Source organism: Rhizobium sp. CFBP 13726 (assembly GCF_014841925.1).
GTDB classification, from domain to species: domain Bacteria; phylum Pseudomonadota; class Alphaproteobacteria; order Rhizobiales; family Rhizobiaceae; genus Neorhizobium; species Neorhizobium soli.
This window is the reverse complement of record NZ_JACYUU010000001.1, coordinates 389,500-407,429: the sequence shown is the minus strand read 5'-3', so window position 1 is coordinate 407,429 and position 17,930 is coordinate 389,500. Positions and strand designations below refer to the sequence as shown.

The 17,930-nt window shown below is 62.4% G+C and carries 14 protein-coding genes; 1 reads left to right on the top strand and 13 read right to left on the bottom strand.

Annotation, left to right across the window (positions count from 1 at the left end; all coding sequences use genetic code 11):
* Nucleotides 1–141: 141 nt before the first annotated feature.
* A complete protein-coding gene (locus IFT66_RS01965; protein ID WP_249406328.1) occupies nt 142–2,496 on the top strand; it encodes a PAS domain-containing sensor histidine kinase in 2,355 nt (784 codons plus the stop codon).
* Between the two features lie 311 nt (nt 2,497–2,807).
* Here IFT66_RS01965 and IFT66_RS01960 read toward each other — a convergent pair whose 3' ends face one another.
* The 13 genes from IFT66_RS01960 to IFT66_RS01900 form a co-directional block, all read right to left on the bottom strand.
* The gene (locus IFT66_RS01960) at nt 2,808–5,768 is read right to left on the bottom strand and encodes a bifunctional [glutamine synthetase] adenylyltransferase/[glutamine synthetase]-adenylyl-L-tyrosine phosphorylase (protein WP_192076651.1); all 2,961 of its coding nucleotides are present in this window, start codon (nt 5,766–5,768) and stop codon (nt 2,808–2,810) included.
* Nucleotides 5,769–5,793: 25 nt separating this feature from the next.
* Nucleotides 5,794–7,185, bottom strand: a complete 1,392-nt coding sequence (locus IFT66_RS01955) for a sensor histidine kinase (RefSeq protein WP_174196051.1) — start codon at nt 7,183–7,185, stop codon at nt 5,794–5,796.
* Between the two features lie 39 nt (nt 7,186–7,224).
* Nucleotides 7,225–7,983, bottom strand: a complete 759-nt coding sequence (locus IFT66_RS01950) for a response regulator transcription factor (RefSeq protein WP_274604797.1) — start codon at nt 7,981–7,983, stop codon at nt 7,225–7,227.
* A gap of 100 nt (nt 7,984–8,083) precedes the next feature.
* On the bottom strand, nt 8,084–9,667 hold the full coding sequence (locus IFT66_RS01945) for a Do family serine endopeptidase (protein WP_192076650.1): 1,584 nt from the start codon (nt 9,665–9,667) through the stop codon (nt 8,084–8,086).
* A gap of 158 nt (nt 9,668–9,825) precedes the next feature.
* Nucleotides 9,826–10,305, bottom strand: coding sequence for a cytochrome c-type biogenesis protein (locus IFT66_RS01940; protein WP_446737861.1), 480 nt, complete (start codon nt 10,303–10,305; stop codon nt 9,826–9,828).
* Between the two features lie 143 nt (nt 10,306–10,448).
* A complete protein-coding gene (locus tag IFT66_RS01935; protein WP_192076648.1) occupies nt 10,449–12,446 on the bottom strand; it encodes a heme lyase CcmF/NrfE family subunit in 1,998 nt (665 codons plus the stop codon).
* Nucleotides 12,443–12,994, bottom strand: a complete 552-nt coding sequence (ccmE, locus tag IFT66_RS01930) for a cytochrome c maturation protein CcmE (RefSeq protein WP_062453435.1) — start codon at nt 12,992–12,994, stop codon at nt 12,443–12,445. Before ccmE ends, IFT66_RS01935 begins: the two co-directional genes overlap by 4 nt.
* Nucleotides 12,991–14,187: a c-type cytochrome biogenesis protein CcmI gene (gene ccmI / locus IFT66_RS01925; protein WP_192077116.1), complete on the bottom strand. Its 1,197-nt coding sequence runs from the start codon at nt 14,185–14,187 to the stop codon at nt 12,991–12,993. Before ccmI ends, ccmE begins: the two co-directional genes overlap by 4 nt.
* A gap of 179 nt (nt 14,188–14,366) precedes the next feature.
* Nucleotides 14,367–14,762, bottom strand: coding sequence for a hypothetical protein (locus tag IFT66_RS01920; protein WP_425503213.1), 396 nt, complete (start codon nt 14,760–14,762; stop codon nt 14,367–14,369).
* A 317-nt stretch (nt 14,763–15,079) separates the two neighbouring features.
* On the bottom strand, nt 15,080–16,504 hold the full coding sequence (locus IFT66_RS01915) for a sensor histidine kinase (protein WP_192076647.1): 1,425 nt from the start codon (nt 16,502–16,504) through the stop codon (nt 15,080–15,082).
* On the bottom strand, nt 16,494–17,165 hold the full coding sequence (locus IFT66_RS01910; RefSeq protein WP_062453438.1) for a response regulator transcription factor: 672 nt from the start codon (nt 17,163–17,165) through the stop codon (nt 16,494–16,496). Before IFT66_RS01910 ends, IFT66_RS01915 begins: the two co-directional genes overlap by 11 nt.
* 72 nt (nt 17,166–17,237) lie before the next feature.
* Nucleotides 17,238–17,501: a hypothetical protein gene (locus tag IFT66_RS01905; protein WP_062579714.1), complete on the bottom strand. Its 264-nt coding sequence runs from the start codon at nt 17,499–17,501 to the stop codon at nt 17,238–17,240.
* A gap of 160 nt (nt 17,502–17,661) precedes the next feature.
* Complete coding sequence (locus IFT66_RS01900) at nt 17,662–17,883, bottom strand: hypothetical protein (protein ID WP_062453440.1); 222 nt, start codon at nt 17,881–17,883, stop codon at nt 17,662–17,664.
* Nucleotides 17,884–17,930 lie beyond the last annotated feature (47 nt).

Below are 17,930 nucleotides of genomic sequence, written 5' to 3'. Positions count from 1 at the left end.
TTGCGGTTCCTCTCAGGCGTAAATGCGTCGACTATCATATGGTTAACGAAATGTTACCAACCCTCTGGACACAGAGAATCACTCTGTGATTCATTAGGTCAGATTCGAGCGGCGGCGCAGCGAATCACGACGAGGGATCGGATGACGATGATATCGGGCGTGCAGCGGGAAACCGAGGCCGGGGGATGGTTGCGCTTCAAGTTTCCAGGCTTCAGCAGCCTTGGACGGACGGCTCCGGAGGAAGCTCAGCTTTCCGTCCGGCCGATCGCACAGCAGACGCCGCGCGTCGAGCTGGTGCTGAAGCGTTCCATTCCAATTCTGATCCTTATCTTTCTTGCCGTCGTTGCCGCATCGCGCATTATGGGGATCGTGGGCGAGCATGGCCGGATGGAAGATGCCGCGCGCCAGTCCGCGTCGCTGATGTCCGCGACCGCATTCGCCGCTTTCTCCGGACAGGAATCGCTGTTTGCTGCAGCCGACCGCCAGACTGCCCAAGCGCGTCTCTCGACATTCCTCGGCCAGGACAAGCTGGAGCGCGGCGCTGTCGTGCTCTTTACCGATACGACCGGCCGGATCTTCGGCGGCATCGGCGATGCCGGCAGCTATCTCGGCAAGCGTCTTTCCTCGGTTCTTCCCGAAACCGCAGCCATGCGCCGCGTCGGCGGGTCGGGCACGGTCATCGAGACCTTTTTCGGTGATGTCCCCTACTATGCGTCGATCAAGCCAATCGGCAACGACGGTGCGCTGATCGTAGCGGCCCATTCGCTGGAGACGACGAACGAATTCGTACGTGGCGAAGTCTCGCTCAGCGTCACGATCTTTGCCGGCATTTCGGCCATCCTGCTCGTCATCCTCTATGCCTATTACGCTCAGGTGAAGCGCGCCCGCGATGCCGACGAGACGTTCGTGCAATCGAACCTGCGCATCGAGACGGCGCTGTCGCGCGGTCGCTGCGGCCTGTGGGATTTCGACGTTACTAACCGGCGCCTGTTCTGGTCGGGCTCGATGTACGAGATGCTCGGCTTCCCCCCGGTCGGCAACGTCGTGTCCTTTACCGATGCGGCGCGGATGATGCACCCGACCGACGGCAACCTCTACGCACTCGCCCGCGCCATCAGCCGCGGCAATGCCAAGCAGGTGGACCAGGTCTTCCGCATGCGCCACGCCGCCGGCCACTATGTGTGGATGCGCGCCCGCGCCCAGGTCGTGCGGATGGCAAACGGTCGCACCCATGTGATCGGCATCGCCATGGATGTGACCGAGCAGCACCGGCTTGCCGAACGCTATGCAGAAGCCGACCAGCGCCTTGCAGACGCCATCGAGTGCACGTCGGAAGCCTTCGTTCTCTGGGACAAGAACGACCGCCTGGTAATGTGCAATACCCATTTCCAGCAGGCCCACGGTCTTCCGGACTCAGTCCTCGTCCCTGGCACCGAACGCAGCACCGTGCTTGGCGCCTCTGCCCGTCCGGTGATCGAACGCCGCGTCGCCGATCCCGATCGCAGCGGCCTGTCGCGCACCACCGAAGTGCAGCTTGCCGATGAACGCTGGTTGCAGATCAACGAACGCCGCACGCGCGATGGCGGCACGGTGTCCGTCGGCACCGACATCACCCTGCTCAAGCGTCACCAGGAACGCCTGCGCGATTCGGAACGCCGCCTGATGGCGACGATCGGCGATCTCTCCGCCTCGCAGAGGAAGCTCGAGCGCCAGAAGGAAGAGCTTTCGACCGCCAACGCCAATTACCAGGCGGAAAAGGAACGCGCCGAGGCCGCCAACAAGGCGAAATCGGAATTCCTCGCAAACATGTCCCACGAACTCAGAACGCCGCTCAACGCCATTCTCGGCTTTTCCGAGATCCTCGTGAACGGCATGTTCGGCCCGCTCGGTTCCGCCAAATACAGCGAATACTCCCGCGATATCCACGACAGCGGCAAGCATCTCCTCAACGTCATCAACGATATCCTCGACATGTCGAAGATCGAGGCGGGCCACATGCTGATCCAGTCGGAGCCCGTCAACCTGACGCCGCTGATCGAGGAAAGCCTGAGGCTGACGGCGGTGGTCGCGCAGGAAAAGCAGATCGCCATCCGCCAATGCCTGTCGCCTTCCCTCGACATGATCGGCGATCGCCGGGCGCTGAAACAGGTGATGCTGAACCTCCTCTCCAACGCCGTGAAATTCACCGACGAAGGCGGCCGCATCGAACTGCGCGCAAAGCCGATCAGCGGCGGCATCGTGCTCACCATCGCCGACACCGGCATCGGCATCCCCAAGGCATCGCTGTCGAAGATCGGCCAGCCCTTCGAACAGGTGCAGAGCCAGTATGCCAAGAGCAAAGGCGGCTCCGGCCTCGGCCTCGCCATCTCCCGCTCGCTGATCACCCTGCACGGCGGCACGATGCGGATCCGGTCCGTCATGGGCAAGGGAACCGTGGTGTCGATCCACATCCCTCAAAGCGATGTGGTCCAGTTTACGGCAAAGAAGGTGGCTTGAGGAACACCACACGATCAATCCCAGATTGCAATTGGCTCGCCCATACACATTTGCCGCCTTCTCATCTGTTGAAGGAGATCACCTGTAAGCAGCGCTGCAGACGCCCGTATTCCCAAGCTCTGCGAAATTGCTGACGACACGCGAGCAGCGCTTGCGATGATCAACGTCAAACTGGATTCGAAGCCGGATCAGGGTTGGATCATCAATATTATCTGTGTGATCTTCGGGCTGGTGCTTGCAGCAATCGCTGGGACAGCCGGGATATTCACTCTGATCAGATGATCATCTCGGTCAGAACCGGAAGACGGGGCTCAGGCTCTCACCACCTTCTCGAAAACCTTCCGCACCGCCTTGGATAGCCGCTTTACCTCGCCCTCGAGCGTTGACAGATCCGGGCAGTCTCCAGCCCGACAGATGCGCTCAACGAGACCGGATGGCGCATCCTTCGGCTCGAACGGGCCGTCGACACAGAGCCTGATGATCTGCGACAGTTCGCTGAACAACCTGATTGCCTCAAGGCAGGTATCGAGGTCACCGGGCGTCATCAGGTCGTGGCCTAACAGTTCCAGCAACTCGCCGGTCGTCGAGCCGTAGGTGGGGACGGTGATGTCCTTCACGGGTGCGACAAGCCGCAGGTACTGGGCCAGAAACTCGATATCGATCAATCCACCCGGGATCAGCTTCAAGTCCCAGCTATCGCGCGGCGGCTTTTCCTTGCCGATCAGGACCCGCATCTCTGAGACGTCCTTGGCGATCTGGCCGACATCACGGCTTGCCGACAGAACGTCGTCGATCACGTCCCTCACCTCGTCCTGAAGGCTTGTGTCACCGCAGACAAGCCGCGCCCGCGTCAGCGCCATATGCTCCCAGGTCCAGGCTTCCTCGCGCTGGTATTTGCCAAAGGCACCGATGCGGGTGGCGACCGGTCCCTTGTTGCCGGAGGGACGCAACCGCAGATCCACCTCGAAGATGACACCTTCCGCCATCGGCGCCGAAAGCGCTGCGACCAGCCGCTGGGTCAGGCGCGTGAAATAGCGTTGCGCATCAAGCGGCCGCGGGCCATCGCTTTCCGCGACCGCGCTGTCATAGTCGTAGAGAAGGATGAGATCGACATCAGAGCCGGCGGTCAGTTCGAATGAGCCGAGCTTGCCCATGCCGAGCACGGCCAGCCGACCGCCCGGATAGGCGCCATGCGCCGCCTTGATTTCGGCTGTCACGGCAATCAGCGCCGCCTCGATCAGGAGATCGGCGAGATGGGTAAAGGCGCGACCCGCCTCCTCTCCGGAAATCGACCCGGTCAGCAACCGGATCCCGATCAGGAACCGGTGCTCGGCGGCAAAGATCCGCAGCCGGTCCAGCCGGTCCTCGTAGTGCCGCGAGCTTGCCAGAAACGCCGTCAGCCGCGAGGCGAGAAAGTCGCGGGTGGGGATCTCCGCCATCAGCCCGGGGTCGAGCATGCCGTCGAACACATGCGGCTTGGAGGCGACGATATCGGCGAGCCGCGGCGCAGAGGCCATGATCGTCACGATCAGCGACAGAAGCAGTGGATTGTTGCCGATCAGCGAAAACAGCTGGATGCCGGCCGGCAGGCCTTTGAGAAAGCTGTCGAACCGCAGCAGGGCCTCGTCGGCGCGGCGGCTCTCGCCGATCGCCTTCAAGAGCGCCGGCATCATCTCCGTCAGCCGCTCGCGGGCTTCCGATGACTGCGTTGCCCGGTAGCGACCGGAATGCCAGGTCCGGATCACCCGGCTCATGTCGGCCGGACGCTCGAAACCGAGCCGGCCGAGCGTCTCCAACGTATCGGGATCGTCCTTCTGGCCGGTGAAGACGAGATTGCCTTCGTAGTTTCCGCCCTGCGAAGAAAGCTTTTCCTCTTGCTCGAACAACCGCGAATATCGCTTCTCGACCGTCCTTAGAATGGCTTCAAGCTTGGTCGAAAAGGCCGCAACGCTGTCGAAACCGAGCATGAAGGCAATGCGCTTCAGTTCCGCCTCGGTGGTCGGCAGCCTGTGCGTCTGCTCGTCATGCACCATCTGGATGCGGTGCTCCACATCGCGCAGAAACCAGTAGGCATCGGTCAGCGCGGCTGCGATTTCAGGCCTGATCCATTTCGCCTCGGCCAGCGCCTTCAGCGCCGCTTCGGTCTCCCTCGTGCGCAAGGCCGGCATACGGCCGCCGGCGATCAGTTGCTGGGTCTGCGCAAAGAACTCGATCTCGCGAATGCCGCCCCGGCCGAGCTTGATGTCATGGCCTTTGACGGCGATCGCACCGTGGCCCTTGTGCACATGGATCTGCCGCTTTATCGAATGGATATCGGCAATCGCCGCATAGTCGAGATATTTGCGAAACACGAACGGCGTCAGCAGCTTCAGAAAGCCCTCGCCCGCCACGATATCGCCAGCCACGGGTCTGGCCTTGATGAAAGCTGCCCGTTCCCAGTTCTGGCCCCTGCCTTCGTAATATATCAGTGCCGCATCCATCGACACGGCAAGCGGCGTCGAGCCCGGATCGGGCCTCAGCCGCAGATCGGTGCGGAACACATAGCCGTCTGCCGTGCGCTCCTGCAGAATTCGGATCAGCCGCCGCATCATCCGCCCGTAGGTCTCCGATGCATCGAGCGGGTCGGAGAGAATGCCGGCGTCGGGATCATAGAAGACGACGATGTCGATATCGGAAGAGTAGTTCAGCTCGCGGCCACCCAGCTTGCCCATCCCGAGCACGATCAGGCCCGATCCGCGGCTCGGCTCCGCTGGATCGACGAGCCGGAGCTTGCCACTCTCATGGGCTGCCAGAAGCAGATGATCGATCGCCGCCGCCGTAGAAGCCTGCGCAAACTCGCTCAGCCAGCGCGTCGTATCCCGTGCCGAGAAGATGCGGGCAAGATCTGCGAGCGCCAGCAGAAACCCGAATGCCCGCTTGGCGTTGCGCAGCGCCGTCATCACCTCGTTCTCGGACGGGACCCTTGCATCCACCGGTCGCCACGCCTCTCGGGCTGCGTCAACCAGCGCGGCCAGCGCATCCTCAACCGTCCCGTCGATCGCATCGGCCAGAAGCTTCGGCCTGATCGAGGCCACATCGCGCAGAAACGGAGACAGCGAAAAGGCGGCGATAAGAAAGGCCTTAAGCGGCCCATCGGCCTTGACCAGTTCAGCCACGGAAGGCTCGGTCTTGCCGATCTCCTTCAACAGGGAAAGCGAAAGCTTGGCCTCCGCCTGGTTCAGCGGCCGGATCACACCAGCCGCTACGTCGTCGAGCCGGTTTCCGGTCTCCATTCTTTTCCTCCCGCGCTCCGCCAGCCTAGCCCTTCACCACCGGAAACACCATGGTCACCGTCAAGCCGGGAGCCTCAGTGCTCGCCTCGTCGGTCGCGGAGAGCTCCAGCCTTCCGCCATGCAGCCCCATCACTGCCTCGACCAGAGACAGGCCGAGACCGGTTCCGGGCTTGGAACGGCTTGCATCCAGCCGGAAGAACCGCTTCGTCACCTCTTCGCGTTTGTCCGCTGGCACGCCTGGACCGTTGTCGCACACGGACAGCCGGATCAGCCCGCCCACCGAGGACAGTTTCACCTTGATCTCGGGAACACCGCCGGCTTCAGCGGCATATTTGATCGCGTTGTCCAGCAGGTTGAAGATCGCCTGGCCGATCAATTCGCGGTTGCCGTTCACGGAAAGGCCGGGCTCGATCTCCGTGACCAGCGCCAGTCCCACCTCGTCGGCCACCGGTTCGTAAAGCTCGGCACAGTCGGCAGAGGCGGCAGAGAGATCGACATCAGACATTTCCGCCGCCATCGAACCCGCCTCGACCCGCGAGATCATCAACAGCGCGTTGAAGGTCCGGATCAGCTGGTCGCTTTCGCCGATGATCCCTTCCAGCGCGTGACGACGCACATCCTCGCGGTCTTCGGAAAGCGCATCGGCCGCCTTGTTGCGCAGCCGTGTCAGCGGCGTCTTCAGATCGTGGGCGATGTTATCGGAAACCTGCCGCAGTCCCTCGTTGAGTTTCTCGATGCGGCCGAGCATGGCGTTGAGCGATTCCGACAGCCTGTCGAACTCGTCGCCGGAGCGGCCAACCGGCAGCCGCTGCGACAGGTCGCCCGCCATGATCTTCTGGCTTGCGGCCGACATCCGGTCGATCCGTTTCAGCGCATTGCGGCCGATGCCGAACCAGATCACGAGAGCACCGAGCCCCATGATCGCCAGCGCCACCATCAGCGCCTGGCGCACGATATAGCGGAAACGGCTGGGATCTCCGAGATCGCGGCCGATCATGATCCGAAGACCGTTGTCGAAGCGCAGCACGTTGGCGATCGCAAGATGCCGCCGCGCGCCCTGGTTCTCGGAGTATGGGGTGTAGCCGAACGGCATGTCCGTCCAGCCTTCCTTGTCGAGAACGCCAGGCTGCACGGAGGCGACATTGCCGGCCAAAATATCGCCGCTTGGGCCTGCAATCACATAGAGATTGGCACCCGGCTGGCGGGCGCGACGCTCCATGATGCGCAGCAGAAGGTTAATCCCGCCGCGATCATAGGCGCGCTGAATGTCCTGGATTTCCTCCTGAATCGTCTGGCGCGTCTGCTGCACCAGCGTCTTTTCGGAAAGTGCCGTAACGTAGAACACAAGAAAAGCGGCGCAGAGCGCAAACAGCAGGATGTAGAGCGCCGAAAGCCTCACCGCCGTGGAGCGGAACATCAGCCTTGCGCGGTTTACGATACGGGCAAACACGAAGGCTTACCCCTCGTCCTTGATCATGTAGCCTGCGCCGCGAATGGTCTTCAGCAACGGCTTGTCGAAATCCTTCTCGATCTTCGAGCGCAGCCGCGACACATGCACGTCGATCACATTGGTCTGCGGGTCGAAATGGTAGTCCCAGACGTTTTCGAGAAGCATCGTGCGGGTCACCACCTGGCCGGCATTCTTCATCAGGTATTCGAGAAGACGGAATTCGCGCGGCTGCAACAGGATCTCCTTGCCGGCGCGCTTCACCTCGTGGGACAGCCGGTCGAGTTCCAGATCACCGACACGGTAGGCCATGTCCTGTTCAGGCGTACCCTTTCGCCGGCCGAGAACCTCGACACGCGCCAGAAGCTCGGAGAATGCATAGGGTTTCGGCAGATAGTCGTCGCCGCCGGCGCGCAACCCGGTCACCCGGTCGTCCACCTGGCCGAGCGCCGAGAGGATCAACACCGGCGCATTCACACCGCGCTTGCGCAGTTCCGAAATCACCGACAAGCCGTCGCGCCGCGGCAGCATGCGGTCGATCACCATCACGTCGTAGGAATTCTCGGTGCCCATAAACAAGCCGCTTTCGCCGTCGCTTGCATGGTCGGCAACAATCCCTGCCTCGCGAAAGGCCTTCGTCATATAGGCCGCAGCCTCGAGATCGTCTTCAATCACCAGAATCTTCATGTGCGGGACAATAGCGTCGCTTGCGATTTTTGCACCAGCGGAATCATCGGCACTGCCGGAATGTGGGATTATCGTCTGCATCTTGAAACTCCATGAACGGTGAAGGGCGCCGACCGTTGCCGGTGGCGCCCTTCATGAGGTCGTCTGGGAGGACCAACCTATTGGGAACCGGAGGCTTAAATCAGCCTTCGTCGATCGGCAGCGCCACGAAGCGGCTCGTGCCACCGGCTTCGACCTGGAACAGCGCACGGGTGCGGCCGTCCTTGCGGGCCTGCTCGATCACCTTGCCGATGTCATCGGCGGTAGCGACCTTGCGGTTGTTGACCGACAAGATCTTCTCGCCGTTCTTCAGACCACGGGCCGCTGCTTCGCTGTCCGGATCGACTTCGGTCACGGCAAGGCCGGAACCGTCTTCGGCGGGAGCAACGGTGATGCCGAGTGCGGCAAGCGCCTTGCTGGTCGACGGAACCGGTGCATCCGGCTGCTTCGGTTCGGCAGATGCCGCCTCGTCGCTTGCCATGTTGCCGAGCGTCACGGTGACGTCTTGCATCTTGCCTTCACGCCACAGATCGATCTTCACCTTGGCATCAGGGCCAAAGCCTGCGATGCGGCGCGACAGTTCGCGGGCATCCTTGATGGCCTGGCCGTTGACGGCGGTGATGATGTCACCTTCCTTGATGCCGGCCTTCTGGCCTGGAGAACCTTCCTGCGGAGCAACGACAAGCGCGCCGGCCGCTTCCTTGAGGCCAAGCGAGTCGGCGATATCCTGCGTCACCGGCTGGATCTGCACGCCAAGCCAGCCGCGGGCAACCTTGCCGTCCTTCATCAGGTCGTTGATCACGTCCTTGGCGGTCGAGGCCGGGATCGCGAAGGCAATGCCGACATTGCCGCCCGACGGCGAGAAGATCGCCGTGTTGATGCCGACAACCTGGCCGGAAAGGTCAAAGGTCGGGCCGCCGGAATTGCCGCGGTTCACGGCCGCATCCACCTGGATGTAGTCGTCGTAAGGACCGGAGCCGATGTCGCGGCCACGGGCCGAAACGATGCCGGCAGTCACGGTGCCGCCAAGGCCGAACGGGTTGCCGACCGCCACGACCCAGTCGCCGACGCGGGTCTTGGTGTCGTCGGCAAAGGACACGTAGGTGAACTTGCGGCTGGTGGCATCGACCTTCAGCAGCGCCAGATCGGTGCGGCTGTCGCGGCCGACCAGCTTGGCTTCGAGCTCGGTGCCGTCGTTGAGGACGACCGTGTAGGCCTGACCGTCCGAAACGACGTGGTTGTTGGTGACGACATAGCCGTCTTCGGAGATGAAGAAGCCGGAGCCCTGTGCGGTCGGACGCAGGTGATGCGGACGGTTCGCGCCCGGGCCACCACGCTCGGCGCGGTCACGCGGACCGGCACCGGGGCCGCCGGGAGCATCGGGGCCGCCCTGACCGCCGAATTCCTTGAAGAAGCGCTTCAGAGGATGGTCGTCGGGCAGCTGGTCAAAGCCGCGGCCGCCGAAGTTGAAGGAAAAGTTGTTGCCGCCTTCATCGGCAGTCTCCTGCGGCTCGTCCGACTGAACGCGAACGGACACGACGGCGGGCGATACGGCGGAGACCACGTCGGCAAAGCTCGGCGCCTGGGGCGCGGTCACGCTGACGGGGGCCGCGAAGGATGCGGTCACCTGGGCCGGAATGCCGGTCGACAGCATGACGGCCGCAAGGCCGGCTACGGTGGAAGTCTTGAGAACCGTCTTCAGGGAGGGACGTTTAATGGTGCGCATCTGAGCTACCTTCTTCTTCTCGTCAGTCTTGGTGTTGCCGGAGGTCCGGCGGCGGTGGTTGAGAAGAGATATAGGAGCCTGCACCTTAACTGCACGTGTCGGCGGCATGAATTGTTGGTAATGTTCGAGATTCTTGCAGCCTTGAGAAACGGCAGGCCTTACCGCTTCAACAGCTCGTCGATCCGCTTCTTTTCGGCATCTGTCAGAGCCGCGATGGAGCGTGTGTTTGGCCGGGTGCGGATAAAGACGAACAGCGCGACGATGCCGATCACCAGCGCTCCGATCGGCAGCGCCCAGAGAATGATTGTCCTTGCGCTCACACGCGGATTGAGCAGAACGAACTCGCCGTAGCGGGAGACGACATAATCAATCACCTGCCCGTCTGTATCCCCATCCGTCAGCCGCTCGCGCACCAGCACGCGAAGATCGCGAGCCAGCTCGGCATTGCTGTCGTCGATCGACTGGTTCTGGCAGACCATGCAGCGCAACTGCGTCGAAATCTGCCGCGCCCGCTGTTCGAGGCCCGGATCCTTGAGGATCTCATCCGGATTGACGGCAAATGCAGGAAGTGGCGCGAGTAGAAGGAAGAGCGCAAGCAGAGCCTGGCATGATCTGCGCAAACCCCATCCTCCCCTCATTCCTGTGCTCGACACTGGAATCCAGCCACGGCGCGTCCGCGCCGTGAAAGAACCTGCTGTTTCAATTGCGTCTTCCGCGCCCAAAGACTTGGGCGCACTGGATTCCTGTGACAAGCACAGGAATGAGGGAAGCCGTGAATGTATCATTCCGCCGGCTCCAAACCACCCTTGGGCGCCACCACAACCTTCGGCCGCTTGGCCGGCGCGCCGACCCTCAGCCTGCGATCGGACAGCGACACAAACCCACCCACCATCATGATCAGACATCCGCCCCAGATGCACAGGATGAACGGCTTCCACCAGATGCGCACGACGATCCCGCCGCTATCCATGGGGTCGCCGAGCGACACATAGAGCTGGCTGAGACCGAAGGTGAGGATCCCGGCCTCCGTCGTCGGCATGCGCCGCGCCGTGTAGAGCCGCTTCGAGGACCAGACGTCGGCGACTGCAGCCCCGCCCTTGCGGGCCGTGAAATGCCCGCGGCTTTCGGTGAAGTTCGGGCCGACGGCATCGCGGAACCCGTCAAAGGTCAGCGAATAGCCACCAGCCTCTGCCGTCTGCCCCTGCTTCATCTCGACCACCGTCTCGGTGCCGAATGTCGTTGCCGCAAAAATCCCGAGCACGGTGACGCCCATCCCGAAATGCGCGAGTGCCGTTCCGAACGCCGAACGCGGCAGGCCCCTCACGCGTCGAAGGCCTGTCGCGAAGCCGACCTTGCCGAAATTGCCGCGATACCAGAGATCGGCGATCGCGCCGAACATGCCCCAGAAACCGAGCGCCAGCCCGAAGATCGACAGGACCGGCCCTCCGCCCTGGAAATAAGCGAATGCGAGACCGGCAGCCAGCGACAGTCCGGCAAACACGTAGAGCCGCTGCAGAGCGCCCAGCAGATCGCCGCGCTTCCACGCGAGAACAGGGCCGAACGGTACCGCGATCAGAAGCGGCAGCATCAGCAAGCCGAAGGTCATGTTGAAGAACGGCGCGCCGACGGAGATCTTTTCGCCGGTCAGCGTCTCCAGCACCAGCGGGTAGAGCGTGCCGGTCAGAACAGTGGCAGTTGCCACGGTCAGGATCAGGTTGTTCAGCACCAGCGCGCCCTCGCGCGAGATCGGCGCAAACAGTCCGCCCGCCTTCAGGCTCGGCGCCCGCCAGGCAAACAGCGAAAACGCACCACCGATGAAGACGGCAAGGATGCAGAGAATGAAGATGCCGCGGGTCGGGTCGGACGCAAACGAATGCACCGAGGTCAGCACGCCCGACCGCACCAGGAAGGTTCCAAGCAGCGACAGCGAAAAGGTCATGATCGCCAGAAGCACCGTCCAGATCTTCAGCGCCTCACGCTTTTCCATCACCAGTGCCGAATGCAGCATTGCGGTGCCCGCAAGCCACGGCATGAAGGAAGCGTTCTCGACCGGATCCCAGAACCACCAGCCGCCCCAGCCGAGTTCGTAATAAGCCCAGTAGGAGCCCATCGCGATGCCGGCGGTGAGGAATGTCCAGGCCGCCAGCGTCCACGGCCGCACCCAGCGCGCCCAGGCGGCATCGATACGCCCCTCGATCAGCGCCGCGACGGCAAACGAAAAGCAGACGGAAAAGCCGACATAGCCGAGGTAAAGCAGCGGCGGATGGATGGCGAGGCCGAGATCCTGCAAAACCGGGTTGAGGTCCTGCCCTTCCGCAGGTGCGGGGTCGAGCCTCAGAAACGGGTTGGACGAGAGCAGGATGAACAATAGGAAGGCCGAAGAGATCCAGGCCTGCACGGCCAGAACATTGGCCTTCAGCGTATCCGGCAGATTGCCGCCGAACCCTGCCACCAGCGCCGAAAACAAGGCGAGGATCAGCAGCCAGAGCAGCATCGATCCTTCGTGATTGCCCCAGACGCCGGAGAATTTGTAGAGCATCGGCATCATCGAATGGGAGTTTTCCCAGACGTTCTTGACCGAAAAATCCGACACCATGTAGGCCCAGGTCAGTGCCGCAAACGAGATGACCACCAGAGCGAACAGCGTCAGCGACCCGGTCGTTGCCAGCGCCATCATCGCGGGGTCGCGACGCCTGGCACCGATCATCGGCAGGGTGGACACGATCAGCGCGGTGGCAAGCGCCAGAACCAGCGCGTAATGGCCGATCTCGACGATCATTGTCTGGTCACTCCCTCGCCGGACGTTCCCGGCATCTGCAGCATCACCTGCGGCTTGCCGTCGATTTTGGCTTCAGGCTGAGCCGCATCCTTTTTCGGCGCCATGCCCTTGCCGGTCCCGTCTTCCCAGACACCGTCCTTCTTCAGACGGTCGGCCACTTCCTTCGGCATGTAGTTCTCGTCATGCTTGGCCAGCACGCTGTCGGCGGTAAACCGGGTGCCGCCGTCGAACACGCCTTCGGTCACCACGCCCTGCCCCTCGCGAAACAGGTCGGGCAGAATGCCGGTATAGCTGACATCGACCTTGCCATTACCATCAGTCACGGTAAAGCTCACCGTCGATCCCTGGCCGCGCTTGACCGATCCCTCTTCCACCAGCCCGCCGAGCCGGATGCGCGTTCCCGGCTGGATATCGGTCTTGGCCAGATCGCCCGGCATGAAGAAATACGCGACCGACTGCGAGAAGGCGAACATGACCAGCAGCACTGCGATCGTGACGAAGCTCATGCCGCCCAGAATCACCGCCATGCGTTTCTGCTTGCGAGTCATGGTCTTGCTCCTCCCGGCGCCGGCGATGCATCCGCATCGAGCCCGATATCCTTGCCAAGCGCCAGCAGACGCTTGCCATCATTGCCGTCAGGCGGAAACTGCGCCAGTCCGGTCGAAAGTGCGTCGCGGGCCTTCGCCTCGTCGCCCAGCACCGCATAGGAGCGCACCAGCCGCAGCCAGCCCTCGATATTGTCGGGCTCGTCCTTGAGCTTTGCGGCGAGACTGTCGACCATGCCGGCAATCATCACTTTACGATCACCCTGCGACAAGTCCTGCGCTGCCGCAACATCTTCCTGTGTCGGTCCTCCGAGCGAAGGGGCCGCAGGCTTTGCCGCCAAAGGCGTCCCGCCGTTCTTGACGATATGTTCGTCGAGCAGATCCTTCCACGGCGCATCGGCAGGCGTTGCGCTTGCAAGCTCCTCGAAGGCCGCGCGTGCCTCGTCCTTCCTCCCGCCCTGCTCAAACCCCAGCGCCGCATAAAAGCGAGAGCGCGGATCGGCCGGATCGAGTTTCACCGCCTGCTCGAACGCCTGGCGCGCCGCTTCCGTGACGATCCCGTCATTGGCAACAACAAGCGTTTCGCCGAGGCCCGAATAGCGGGCATTGCTCGGACCGATGAACCGGATCGCATTGCGATAGGCCAGTTCGGCATCGCCCGCACGGTTCAGCCGCAGATAGATCGGCGCCAGAATATCCCATCCCGAACCATCGGTCGGATTCTCCGCCAGATGCCGCTCCACCTTGGTGACGAGCAGCGCGATATTGTTGCCGGGGTTTTCAAGACGGGCCTGTAGCGGCTGGTCCGGGATGCCGGGATTTCCGAGGCTCAAGTAAAGACAGAGCCCCAATGCCGGCGGCACGACGGTGACAAGTGCCGTGGCGATCCGGTGCTTGCCCGCACCGGCCCCGCCGTTCTTGTCCTGATCGTTTTCGGCCGCAGCGGCAATCAGCCGGCGTCCAACCTCGGCACGGGCGTTCTCCGCCTCCTCAGTGCTGATCAACCCGCCTTCGCGGTCGCGGTCGATTTCCCGCAGCTGGTCGCGATAGACTTCGACCTCTCCGGCCCTCGTGGAATTGCCCCGAAGAGCATTCGATACGCCGGAAGCAGCCGCCGAAGCGCTGCGCGCAAACGGCAGGAGAAGGGCGGCTGCGACGGCAGCCGTCAGCAGCGCGAGAACGATCCACAAATACATCATCGCCCATTACCGCAATCGGTGACGCTTTCCAATGGCCGGCCAGTGGTCTAGCGCGCGTTGACGCGAATTTGACGGGTATTGGCGCAGCCGGCAAGCGTTCCCTTAGCAGCAAAGATCGAGACCGCCCCCGACAGCATCGGCAACGTTTTTTTATTTTCCGCGTCTTATCGGGATTGTCAGGTCAACGGCGTCCATGTGCCGCTGGCGTTGCGGCAGGCTGCCCCCCGCGACATCAGTTCCTTGCCGGCGGCCGTGACGGTGTGGCGATACTGGCGGCAGTTCTGCGAGCCGACCTGGAACGGCGCGTTGGCGATCACTTCGCCGCTCGCATCGTCACCCTTCCACTTGATCGTCTGGCCGACGGCACTGCCTTCAAGCGCGCGGTATTCCGCCTCAAGCGCCCGCGTCCGATCGCTGCTGGAGAGCTCGGCGCCGGTCCGCCCGACGATCCCGCCCTGCAGCGCCGTGATATAGGCAGCCGAACTTGACGGCCGTTGCGACAGCAGGCCTTTCGGGGCACCCGCCGCGGTGGAACTGGTGTTGCACCCTGCCAGCAGGCCGGCAATCGTCATGAATGTTGCTGCAGTGAGGAGATGTGACAACCGCATCGTGTCGGGAACCGCGCTCGTTTCGTTTTCGGGATCGGAACCGGCATCATTCGGTTTCCGGCTTGGCGCCATTATGACGCTATTGGGTCGGAACTGAAATGCTGCGATTGTCGCCTCTCCTTTTTGTGCGCAGTTCTTGTTGTCGCCGTATCGTCACGGCATGATGTTGCATTGGCTGTAGACAAGATATAGCAGGCGATCCGTCCGTCCAGAACCGTCGGAAGCAAGTGCGGCGTCGTTGCCCATCGGCCACAGTTTTCTTCCCTCAACCGGCCTTGTGCTCAGCCGGCGACTTCCTTGATCATGCCCGGCAGCAGCAACTGGGTCCGAAGGCCACCGCGCACCCCGCGCGTCATCTTCAGCTCGCCCTGATATTCGCTGACGATCTCGCTTACAATCGACAGTCCCAGCCCGGCCCCCGGCTTGCTCTCGTCCAGCCGCCTGCCGCGCTTGACCGCTTCGGTGATCTGGTCGGGATTGAGACCCGGCCCGTCGTCTTCGACGGCCATCTCGATCCAGGGACGCTTGGCCGCCTCTCCTTCTGCCTTTTCCGGTGGCGCTGTTGCAAGCGCTGCCGTCACCCAAACGCCGGTGCGACAGAACCGTGCGGAGTTTTCCAACAGGTTTCCGATCGTCTCCTCGACATCCTGCTGCTCCAGCGCAAGCGCTGCGCCCGGCGGATAGACGGAAAGGTGGAATTCCTTGTCGGGGTTGAGGCGGCGCATCACGCGCACCAGCCGCTCCAGCACCGGCTCGATATCCGTGCGCGCCAGAAGCGAGTTGCGCTGTGCCGCGATCCGGGCCCGGTTCAGATAGGATTGCACCTGCGCCTGCATCGTCTCGGCCTGCGAGCGGACGAGATCGGACTGGACCTTGTCGAGCATGCGCGATTCGTTGAGCAGAACCGCGATCGGCGTCTTCAGCGAATGCGCGAGATTGCCGACCTGCATGCGGGCCCGCTCGACGATGCGGCGGTTGCTTTCGATCAAAGCATTGATGTCGTTTGCCAAGGGCATGATTTCACGCGGAAATTCTCCCTCCAGATGCTCCGCCTCACTGCGCCTCACCCGCTCCAGCGAGCGGCGCGCCGCATCAAGCGGCTGCAATCCGTAGAGGATGGCGAGGCCGTTGACGATCAGGCTGCCGATCCCGAACACGCCGAGCGCGATATAGAGGCTGCGCGAAAAGCTGCGGATATCGTCTTCCACGGCATCGAGATTGCCCGAGACGCGAAACCGCGCCGCGCGTCCCTCGCCGTCCAGAACCACCTCGGTTTCCGCGACCAGGACATGGTTCCCGAAGGCGTCGCGGGTCGGATAGAAGCGTTCGTAGCGATTGTTGAACGGCGCCTGCAGGATCGACGGCACCGTGATGTTGGAGGTCCCGAGCGACGAGGACGAGATCGCCGTCGCGGCAAACGTGCCGAGCGGTTCGATGATCCAGTACCATCCGGTCTCCGGCTGCGAGAAACGCAGGTCGCCCAGTTGGGGGTTGCCGATCAGCTTGTTGTCCTCGCCGATCGTCACGGAATTGATGACGTTATAGAGCTGCGCTCGCAAAAGGTCGGTAAACGAGCGTTCGGCGGACTGGCGGTAGAGCTGCGAAATGACGATCGAGATCACCACCAGCGCCACGGCAGACCAGGTGGTCGCGAGAAGCAGAACGCGAGCGGTGAGCGAGCGAGGCCCTATCCGCTTAATGCGCATCGTTGGGCGCTTGCATGCGGTAGCCGAGGCCCCGCACGGTTTCGATCAGGTCGACACCGATCTTCTTGCGCAGGCGCCCGACAAACACTTCGATCGTGTTGGAATCGCGATCGAAATCCTGGTCGTACATGTGTTCCACAAGCTCGGTGCGCGACACGACCTGGCCCATGTGATGCATCAGGTAGGAGAGAAGCCGGAACTCGTGCGAGGTCAGCTTCAGCTGGATACCATCGACGCTGGCCTTCGATGCCTTGGTATCGAGACGAACCGGACCGCAGATGATCTCGGACGACGAATGCCCCGCAGCACGCCGGATAAGCGCACGCACGCGCGCAAGCACTTCTTCGACATGGAAGGGTTTTGCCACATAATCGTCGGCGCCGGCATCGATACCCGACACCTTGTCGCTCCACCGGTCACGCGCCGTCAGCATCAGCACCGGCATGCCCTTGCCCGCCTCACGCCACTTCTCGACAACGGTGATGCCGTCCATCTGCGGCAGTCCGATGTCGAGGATCACGGCGTCGTAGGGCTCGGTCTCGCCGAGATAGTGCCCTTCTTCGCCGTCGAAGGCCTGATCGACCACATAGCCGGATTCCTTCAACGCGTCGGAAAGCTGGCGGTTGAGGTTGACGTCGTCTTCGACCACGAGAATACGCATGAAACTGTCCTGAAAATCGCTGCGGCCACCGCCGCGGTATGAAGCTTGTCAGCCGGTTTACAGGCAACCGGCCTACATGGGAACCCGGACCGTCACCTTGCGCGGACGTTCGCCATTGCCCTGCACCAGCACGGTGACAATGCAGGTCTGTCCGTCCGAGGATGGCTGGGCGGACAAAAGCTGACCTCCCGTGTCGCGCAATACCTTGTTTGCCGCCGTGCCGCAGTCGCCTGCAACCAGGATCAGATAGTCGCGCGCCGGCGCGTTTGCCGGCACAAAGGCCGCCAATCCCGCTATTGTCGCGGCGATGATCGCAATGATCGGCAGTCGCGCCATGGCTTTCGGTTTCCACTCATAAGACGACAGGTGTCACGCCCCGGGATCACGGTCTTGAATCACGTCCCCGAAATCATGTCCAAAGCATTCGATGGAGTATGTATCCAATACCAACTGAATGGCAAATGAATGGTCTGTAATGCTGACCCTCGTGGCGCCGTCATCCCTTGCCCGTCGGATGGATCGGCGCGCTCGCGACGATCCGCCCGTAGAGCGCCAGCAACCCGCCGAAAGCACCGGCAAAGGTGACCAGAATGTCGGCAAGCTCCCCTTGCGCATCAGCGTTAATCTCCACTCCCGCCACATGCGCAAGCGGGGCGGCAACGGCAATCAGCGCGCCCCAGATCGTCTTCGATTGATACCAGGCTTTTGTCCCGTCCATAGCTGTCTCCCATCACGATATTGTCAGAAATCGGCACACAAAAATCG

Excerpts from the sequence above, each read along its gene's own strand:
- IFT66_RS01900 (WP_062453440.1), bottom strand. The coding sequence starts at position 17,883 with ATGGACGGGACAAAAGCCTGGTATCAATCGAAGACGATCTGGGGCGCG.
- IFT66_RS01945 (WP_192076650.1), bottom strand. The coding sequence starts at position 9,667 with ATGCGCACCATTAAACGTCCCTCCCTGAAGACGGTTCTCAAGACTTCC.
- IFT66_RS01910 (WP_062453438.1), bottom strand. The coding sequence starts at position 17,165 with ATGCGTATTCTCGTGGTCGAAGACGACGTCAACCTCAACCGCCAGCTT.
- IFT66_RS01965 (WP_249406328.1), top strand. The coding sequence starts at position 142 with ATGACGATGATATCGGGCGTGCAGCGGGAAACCGAGGCCGGGGGATGG.
- ccmE (WP_062453435.1), bottom strand. The coding sequence starts at position 12,994 with ATGACTCGCAAGCAGAAACGCATGGCGGTGATTCTGGGCGGCATGAGC.
- IFT66_RS01940 (WP_446737861.1), bottom strand. The coding sequence starts at position 10,305 with ATGAGGGGAGGATGGGGTTTGCGCAGATCATGCCAGGCTCTGCTTGCG.
- IFT66_RS01905 (WP_062579714.1), bottom strand. The coding sequence starts at position 17,501 with ATGGCGCGACTGCCGATCATTGCGATCATCGCCGCGACAATAGCGGGA.
- IFT66_RS01935 (WP_192076648.1), bottom strand. The coding sequence starts at position 12,446 with ATGATCGTCGAGATCGGCCATTACGCGCTGGTTCTGGCGCTTGCCACC.
- ccmI (WP_192077116.1), bottom strand. The coding sequence starts at position 14,187 with ATGTATTTGTGGATCGTTCTCGCGCTGCTGACGGCTGCCGTCGCAGCC.
- IFT66_RS01950 (WP_274604797.1), bottom strand. The coding sequence starts at position 7,983 with ATGCAGACGATAATCCCACATTCCGGCAGTGCCGATGATTCCGCTGGT.
- IFT66_RS01920 (WP_425503213.1), bottom strand. The coding sequence starts at position 14,762 with ATGACGATTGCCGGCCTGCTGGCAGGGTGCAACACCAGTTCCACCGCG.
- IFT66_RS01915 (WP_192076647.1), bottom strand. The coding sequence starts at position 16,504 with ATGCGCATTAAGCGGATAGGGCCTCGCTCGCTCACCGCTCGCGTTCTG.
- IFT66_RS01960 (WP_192076651.1), bottom strand. The coding sequence starts at position 5,768 with ATGGAGACCGGAAACCGGCTCGACGACGTAGCGGCTGGTGTGATCCGG.
- IFT66_RS01955 (WP_174196051.1), bottom strand. The coding sequence starts at position 7,185 with ATGTTCCGCTCCACGGCGGTGAGGCTTTCGGCGCTCTACATCCTGCTG.